Raw genomic sequence first — 7,174 nt, 5'->3', positions numbered from 1 at the left:
TAAGAATAGATGGAGAAAAAAGCTCTCAAATCTGGTAAGATAGAGAGCAGAAAAAAATAATAACTAATAACTATGTTAGTGAAAGTTCCCCCGTCTGTCAAAAAAATCTTAGCGGCTCTGCCCAGAGATGATTATCCCGTTGCCGTTCAACACTTCTGGTAAAATAATACAAAAAATTGAACTAATTGTCAAGTGTACTAAATCATAAAGTACAAACTACCAACAGGGAACTATAAAATCCAAAGGGCATAATGATCGATAATGGTTACCTGAAAGCCTAATGAGGAGAGAATGGCATTAATTTCCGGTTCCCAGGGATTCGTAAGGGGAACGATAACGGCTTTGATAGATAATTCAGAAATGGCAGATTCTAAAACCTGGGGAGCGTTGGGGGGACGATTTACGCCACTGATGTATTGGGAGAGAATGCGGCGCTGCTGTGCTTCTGCTTCGGGGAAGAAATTGGTGATTTGTAGATAGCTTTCGGTGACGACAATGGGATATAGGGGAGTTCGAGGGACAATCATCCATCGGGCTAATTCGTCTCCTGCGACTTCTTTGCCGACGGGGGAAGCGGGGGCTAAGATATAGGTTTCGGGGGGCACTTTATCCTGGATGCGGTTAATGAGATTGAGTTTTTGTTGGGGGAGTTTGGGTTGGGGAGGAAAGCGGTATTGGATGCGGTTGAAGTCAATTTGGGGAGAGTAGGGGTTAGGGGAAAGGCTAGTAGAGAGGACAATTAAAGCGGTGGAAACAAAGGCATAAAAGGTGAGTTTTACTGGTTTTGGATGTTTTGAAAAGGGATAGGTAAGCAGGGGAAAACTGAGTAAGATGCCGAGGAGAAGATGGCGGGGAATTACCCACCAGAGGCGGCGAAAGGTGGGGACTCCGGTTAGGTTGACTGCCCAAAATTCTTGCAGGAAGGGATTCATAAAGATGAGCATGAAGGCGAGGATGATGCCGAGGAGAAATCGGCGCATATTGAGATCGCTTAAAACTGCCCAAGTTGCTAAGGTGGCTACCCAAAAGAAGTATCCTCCGATGCCATGGTGGAGTTGTAGCACAAAGTCGTTATTAACGATCGCCTCAAAGTTGGGATCGCTCATGTTGGGGGAGGAGGTTTTGACTTGAGTGACGAAGAGGAGGGCGATCGCCAACGGATAAGCCGTAGTCGTTAAAACCGATACCGATCGCCAGGCAGCTTTTCCCGTCGGATGCCAGTATCCACAAGTGGTAAGCAATACCGTTAACGGAGCGGCATAGAGAGCGGTAGAACTACAGCCCACGGCGGCAATATTAGCGAAGGTAAGAATGATCCATTTCCAACCACTCGGTGCAGTCAGATACCGAAGAGTATAGACAATAATCAGAGGAACCAGGATGGCAACAAAGAGGGGTTTACCCTGTTGCAGACGAGCGAGGGAGAAATTGCCTAACCCGGCAGCCGTGGTTAAAACGATCAGTAAGAAGGTTGTAACGGTAGTGACGCTTAACCAGTTTCGAGGCGTAATTACCCGGAAAAAGAGGGCAGAGGCAAAAATAACTAAGGGAGCGATCGCCAGAGGTTGCCAGAAATTTCGCACCCAAAGATGGGAAATACCAGTCATTTGGCTAATTACGGCGGCTAGAAGTTCGACAGAATGCACCCGATAAACCGGTAAAAGCAGGGGCACATTGGGCACACCATGCATCGCATCATGAACCATTAGGGGGCGATCGGGACGATCTAAAGCGGCTACCATCAGGTTGAGATAAAAGGCATCATCCCCATGGGTGCGGTGTATGATCGCCGTAGCAATAATGGCGAGAGCGGCTAATCCAAGCAGCCATTCCCAGGAGGCCATTTTGGGTAATTTTAAGACAAACTTTTCTGGAGATTTGCGGATCAGTTGCCAGTAGGAAATAGCTAATCCGAACGTGGCTAAACTCCAAAAGAGGACAAAATTATCGGTTATGCCATAAATAATGACTAAGATTACCGCTATACCCAAAGGGAGGGCTAGATCTTTGCCGAGCTGCGGTTTGGAGGGTTCTGCGCTATCTTTGGCTAGGGAGAAGGAGTCAGGAATCACTGCCTGGAAACTGAGAAAAAAACCAGCAACCGCTAAAATGAGGGCGATCGCCGAAAATGGCAATAACGTCTCCAATGTCGCTTGACGCAACACCATGGCATTACACAGCAGCGTCCACACTCCAATCAGCCAAACCCAAGATAAACAAGACATTTCAACGATTAATCCTGCCCATCCTTGGCTCTCCTTCATCCGGGTAAAAGCGGTCAAATTCATAACTATCCTGAAACGGCTGATGCTGGCAAACTGGATGGATTATACCGCGATCGCCCCCCCAACTAAACGGAAATATGGTAATCCTTAAAGAGACAGAACCGACAAAACCCTTGCAGATGAAAAAAATCAATCGATCTTTTCCCCTCCTGACTTCCATGAACGATTCGGAAATACCCTAAACCTAGTCGATCGCTAATTCTTAATACAAACACTTAGATTTAAATTACCCTACGAATGCTATCCCTAGACTATATCTTTATCGCTGCTGGCATCCTCCTCCTCGCCAGCGTTATGTCCAGTAAACTCTCCCGAAAATTCGGGATTCCCGGATTGCTCATCTTCCTATTCATTGGCATGTTAGCCGGATCGGAAGGCATCGGTGGTATTGAATTTGAAAATTATGAATTAGCCAAAAATATCGGCGATATTGCCTTAATCTTTATCCTATTTGCAGGAGGATTAGACACTCAATGGAGCCATATCCGTCCCGTTCTGGCACAAGGGTTAATTCTCTCAACTTTCGGTGTCGGCATAACTGTATTGAGCCTGGGAACCTTTGCTTGGTTAGTCTTGGGGTCTTTTTCCTCCTTCTCCCTCGGATTTGATGGCATTACTTGGCTAGAGGGATTATTATTAGGGGCGATTATTTCCTCAACCGATGCAGCCGCCGTTTTTTCAATTCTCAAAGCCAGTAAATTAGACCTAAAAGATAATTTACAACCCCTGTTAGAATTGGAATCCGGGAGCAACGATCCCATGGCCGTCTTGCTCACCACGACTTTAGTGGGAATGCTCACCGCAAAAGAGGGGTCTTTAGGAACCTTAGCTTTAGCCTTAATGACTCAACTTTGTGTCGGCACATTAGTGGGTTATGGCGCAGGAAACTTAATGAGTTGGATGACCAATCGTCTCCATTTAGATACGAAAGCCTTGTATCCAGTGGGCAGTATTGCGCGAGTCTTGCTCACTTATGGGGTGGCGACCTTATTACAGGGTAATGGTTTTTTGGCCGTTTATATCGCCGGAGTGGTATTAGGAAATCAGGAATTTCCCTACAAAGAAACGATTATCGATTTTCATGAAGGGATTTCCTGGTTGATGCAAATTACCATGTTTTTAGTGTTAGGATTATTAGTTTTTCCCTCTCAACTTCCGGCGATCGCCCCTGTTGCCATTATTATTGCCTTATTTCTGATGCTCGTCGCTCGTCCCCTCAGTGTATTTATGGGTCTCGCTTGGACAAAGTATCACTTGCGGCAAAAGCTGTTTATTTCTTGGGTTGGTCTCAGGGGATCGGTGCCAATTATCTTAGCCATTGTGCCGATTACGATGAACTTAGAAGATGCGAACACCATTTTTAATGTCGTCTTTTTTATTGTCCTCATTTCTGTCTCCATTCAAGGGTTTACCCTCGTTCCAGCAGCGCGATGGCTGAAGTTATAGCGCTACGTGCGGTAATGGGTAATGGGAATCCTCATGGATGATTTGGCGATCGCACGGAGCAGAAATGTTATACTGTCAACAGACAGTAGTATAAAGTCGCCAATTATGACTTCTCAAACTCTAAGTGTTATAGAAGATTTATCGATAAAATTGCAGAAGCTAAGACCAGACAATCAACAGATGTTGTTAGTTTTTGCCGAGTTTCTGCTGGAGAGGCAAACTCAGTCCATGGAAAGTTCTACTTCTAATGAAGCAGCATCCTCTCCCACGCCACAACGAGTTTTAGGTTTACATCAGGGTATGGGTTGGACGAGTGATGATTTTAACGATCCTCTGCCCGATGGGTTTTGGACAGAGGAAGAATGAACATTTTACTCGATACTCATGTTTTAATTTGGTTAGCAATAGAACCACAAAAGTTGTCAACACAAGCAACCCAGATTCTGAGAGACTCGAATAATACTTTATTTTTCAGTTTAGTGAGTATTTGGGAAATGCAAATCAAAATCCAGCTTAATAAGCTAACACTGAATTTACCCCTTTCGGAAGTCATAGATCGTCAACAACAAGTCAACGGCTTACAGATTTTACCGATTGAACTGGCTCATATTTTTGCTTTGGAACAACTTCCTAACCCTCATCGCGATCCATTTGACCGATTGTTAATTGCACAAGTATTCGTGAGTCAAATACCGATTTTAAGTATTGATATCATCTTCGATCGCTATCCAGTACAACGATTGTGGTAACATTCAGATCTCAACTGCTATAAAAGCGGTAAAACTCGTAACTATCCTGAAAGGGGATATCCTGAAAAGCGTGATGGATGATTTGGCGATCGCACAACACCTGCCCTAACTGCACCGCTTGCCCTTGCTTAACCTTCAATTCCTTCATCCACCAATCTACCGCTTCTGCGGCCACAAACACACCCGGATAAAAATTCCCCCGATACCATCGATCCTTAATCTCTACCCCTTCTTCCCCTTGCATCTTCTGCACCAGATACTCCAATGCTGTATCCGTTAACTCCAAGGAAAGATTATTCTGGGGTTGGGGATTTTCTGCGCCGTTTTGCAGGTGCTGTAGAATCTCGTCTATATGGGTCGATCGCAGATGTAAATCCCGTTGAGGATAGGGAATCTCCAAATTATAGTAGCGTAGCGCTTTCTCTAAGCAAAAATAGAGGTCACTTGTGAGCTGAAACTGTTGACGCGGTTCCCTAATCCACACCAACAGCTCAAAATCCAAAGAACTATCCCCAAACCCCTTAAATAACACCTGGGGAGCAGGTTCAACCATCACATCCGGATGGGACTCAGCCGTATTTAAAAGCACAGAGCGCACCCGATCTGGGTCGCAATTATAGGAAACCCCCACCGGCAAACGCAACCGCGACACCGGGTTACTATGGCTCCAGTTAATCACCTCCGTTTCCAAAAACCGGGAATTGGGCACAATAATCGAAACTTGATCCAAAGTTAAAATTTGGGTACTGCGAGCGCCTACTTTTTCCACAGTTCCCATCAAGTTCGCCACCTCCACAAAATCCCCCGCTTGCACATGGCGCTCGAAGGTAATAATCAAGCCACTGATCAAATTATTGGCGATGTTTTGTAGTCCAAACCCGATCCCTACCCCCAGTACACTAGCAATAATGGTGAGGGAGCTAACATCTAATCCCCAAATTTGTAAAATAATCAACAGCCCCAGAAACATGAGCAAAGATTGCAACAGCACCCCTAACACATCTTGCACGGCGCGATCGCTACTCGTAAACGCCAGGACGCGAGTTCGGAAGAGGCGAGTGAGCGATCGCACCCCAAACCATAACCCCACCGTCAAGGCAATCAGCGTCAGCAGATCCAACAGGGAATAGCTATTCTCATTCAGGGTAAAAACCGGATCGGTTAAGCTCTCCAAAATCAGATCAAAAAGCCAATAGCGCGATCGCCGCAACAGCGGCAACAAATCCGTCAGATAATAGCCCACCGACCACCACAGCCCGAACAAAAGCCCGAAACGGCCCAACTTCATTAACCGATGCAGTAATCTATCCGGAATTTGCAAGCGCCCAAACTTCAATTTCCCAGAGTCCATCAACATTCTTAGGCGACTCTCTCCCCAATGCACGCCCTTATTGACTCCTACATGAACCCCAAGGGCAATAAACAGCACCCCCAGCATCACCAATGCCGCTTGACGCAAATAGTCAGCCGTGCGCTCATACTGGGCCGTCTCAATACCATCTAAAATCAGGGTTGCATAGCGCCGCGCTTGAGATTCAGTGGTGCGCTCCCCCCGCACATCCACAGGAGTCACCGTCAACAAATAGGAATTGTTAAAACTTAAAATCGATTGCTCATTATCCGGATTGATCGAATATTGGGGAGCAGGTGAACCCGCCCTTAAATGGGTTTGCAGCAATTCTTCGAGCCGGGTATTAATAAACTCTGCTCTCTCCGAAGCCGGAAAGCTCACCAGGCCCCTAATTTCAAATAAAACCTTCCCATCCATTTCCACAGTTGCCCATTGTTCAATCGGGCTAAACGGAGAGCGTCCCCAACTAGGGTAAGCAACCAAGGTTAACAGACACACCAACAGGCTAATCAGTATCCAGCGCCACCCAAACTTAATCATGATCGTGATTCCACCCTAAAATCAGCAGGGAGTTGGGCAAGAGCAAAACTTTAATAACAGTATTTCCCATTCTCCTTTTTAGTTTGTTCGTGGGACCTTCGCATCGCTCCCAACAACGTAGACACAATCACGCACCGTAAAGGTCTGCGCTTATTCTGTAGATCGCTATCCTTAAACCCCACCGTAATCCGACCCAACTGCCCATTCGGATGGCCGTGATGATTAAACTGCATCCGCCAGATCCCCTTATTTACGCCCCTAGTATACTGATAAAACGTCGTTTCATTCTGATTTTTTCCATCAATAATCAAGATATTGCGGTTTAAATCTTGCCAATTTAAACCCGTCAAATCCGAGCCACTCGGTAACCGTTGATGAACCGCATATTGGGGATGGGGATTATTGCGAAAACTCACCTGCCACACCAACTTATCCCGTTTAGCATTACTCTGAGCCTCCTTAAGGGCTAGATGAAGCTCTTCCCTTGCTAACTTCAACTCTTGCAGCCGCACAAACCGCAAATAACTGGGCAAACTTATAGCCATAACAATAGCGATCAGGGCAATAACCACCAACAACTCAATCAGCGTAAATCCCCCTTCTTTTCGCCAACTTTCCAACATACACACCCATCATCAATCAATGCAACCCAATAAATACATTATAGTTAACCAAAATATAGTCAGATATAAACAAGACATGGATTCCATTTCAGAAATCCCCTTCATTTTGGCTTCGAGAGATTAATTCTCCTTGGGTGAACTACGCACCTCTCTATCCCATAGCCTCTAAAGGCATTTGGG

General features: G+C 45.7%; 6 protein-coding genes. 3 read left to right on the top strand and 3 right to left on the bottom strand.

Annotation, left to right across the window (positions count from 1 at the left end):
- Positions 1 to 230 precede the first annotated feature (230 nt).
- A complete protein-coding gene (locus PJF56_RS15595) occupies positions 231 to 2,288 on the bottom strand; it encodes a DUF6077 domain-containing protein (protein ID WP_283763614.1) in 2,058 nt (685 codons plus the stop codon).
- Between the two features lie 234 nt (positions 2,289 to 2,522).
- Here PJF56_RS15595 and PJF56_RS15590 point away from each other — a divergent pair, with 234 nt between their 5' ends.
- The 3 genes from PJF56_RS15590 (at position 2,523) to PJF56_RS15580 (ending at position 4,480) form a co-directional block, all read left to right on the top strand.
- On the top strand, positions 2,523 to 3,731 hold the full coding sequence (locus PJF56_RS15590; protein WP_283763613.1) for a potassium/proton antiporter: 1,209 nt from the start codon (positions 2,523 to 2,525) through the stop codon (positions 3,729 to 3,731).
- A 105-nt stretch (positions 3,732 to 3,836) separates the two neighbouring features.
- Positions 3,837 to 4,097 (top strand): DUF2281 domain-containing protein, encoded by a 261-nt coding sequence (locus PJF56_RS15585; protein WP_283763612.1) that lies wholly within the window; start codon positions 3,837 to 3,839, stop codon positions 4,095 to 4,097.
- On the top strand, positions 4,094 to 4,480 hold the full coding sequence (locus PJF56_RS15580) for a type II toxin-antitoxin system VapC family toxin (RefSeq protein WP_283763611.1): 387 nt from the start codon (positions 4,094 to 4,096) through the stop codon (positions 4,478 to 4,480). Before PJF56_RS15585 ends, PJF56_RS15580 begins: the two co-directional genes overlap by 4 nt.
- 10 nt (positions 4,481 to 4,490) lie before the next feature.
- Here PJF56_RS15580 and PJF56_RS15575 read toward each other — a convergent pair whose 3' ends face one another.
- Both PJF56_RS15575 and PJF56_RS15570 read right to left on the bottom strand, forming a co-directional pair.
- Positions 4,491 to 6,371 (bottom strand): mechanosensitive ion channel domain-containing protein, encoded by a 1,881-nt coding sequence (locus PJF56_RS15575; RefSeq protein ID WP_283763610.1) that lies wholly within the window; start codon positions 6,369 to 6,371, stop codon positions 4,491 to 4,493.
- Positions 6,372 to 6,421: 50 nt separating this feature from the next.
- Complete coding sequence (locus tag PJF56_RS15570; protein WP_283763609.1) at positions 6,422 to 6,994, bottom strand: pilus assembly FimT family protein; 573 nt, start codon at positions 6,992 to 6,994, stop codon at positions 6,422 to 6,424.
- Between the last annotated feature and the right edge of the window lie 180 nt (positions 6,995 to 7,174).

Origin of the sequence: Roseofilum halophilum BLCC-M91, from assembly GCF_030068445.1 — a bacterium.
GTDB lineage: Bacteria > Cyanobacteriota > Cyanobacteriia > Cyanobacteriales > Desertifilaceae > Roseofilum > Roseofilum halophilum.
Note: the sequence above shows the minus strand (reverse complement) of the source record. Positions and strands in the feature narration are given on the sequence as shown.

Excerpts from the sequence above, each read along its gene's own strand:
- PJF56_RS15595 (WP_283763614.1), bottom strand. The coding sequence starts at position 2,288 with ATGAATTTGACCGCTTTTACCCGGATGAAGGAGAGCCAAGGATGGGCA.
- PJF56_RS15590 (WP_283763613.1), top strand. The coding sequence starts at position 2,523 with ATGCTATCCCTAGACTATATCTTTATCGCTGCTGGCATCCTCCTCCTC.
- PJF56_RS15585 (WP_283763612.1), top strand. The coding sequence starts at position 3,837 with ATGACTTCTCAAACTCTAAGTGTTATAGAAGATTTATCGATAAAATTG.
- PJF56_RS15580 (WP_283763611.1), top strand. The coding sequence starts at position 4,094 with ATGAACATTTTACTCGATACTCATGTTTTAATTTGGTTAGCAATAGAA.
- PJF56_RS15575 (WP_283763610.1), bottom strand. The coding sequence starts at position 6,371 with ATGATTAAGTTTGGGTGGCGCTGGATACTGATTAGCCTGTTGGTGTGT.
- PJF56_RS15570 (WP_283763609.1), bottom strand. The coding sequence starts at position 6,994 with ATGTTGGAAAGTTGGCGAAAAGAAGGGGGATTTACGCTGATTGAGTTG.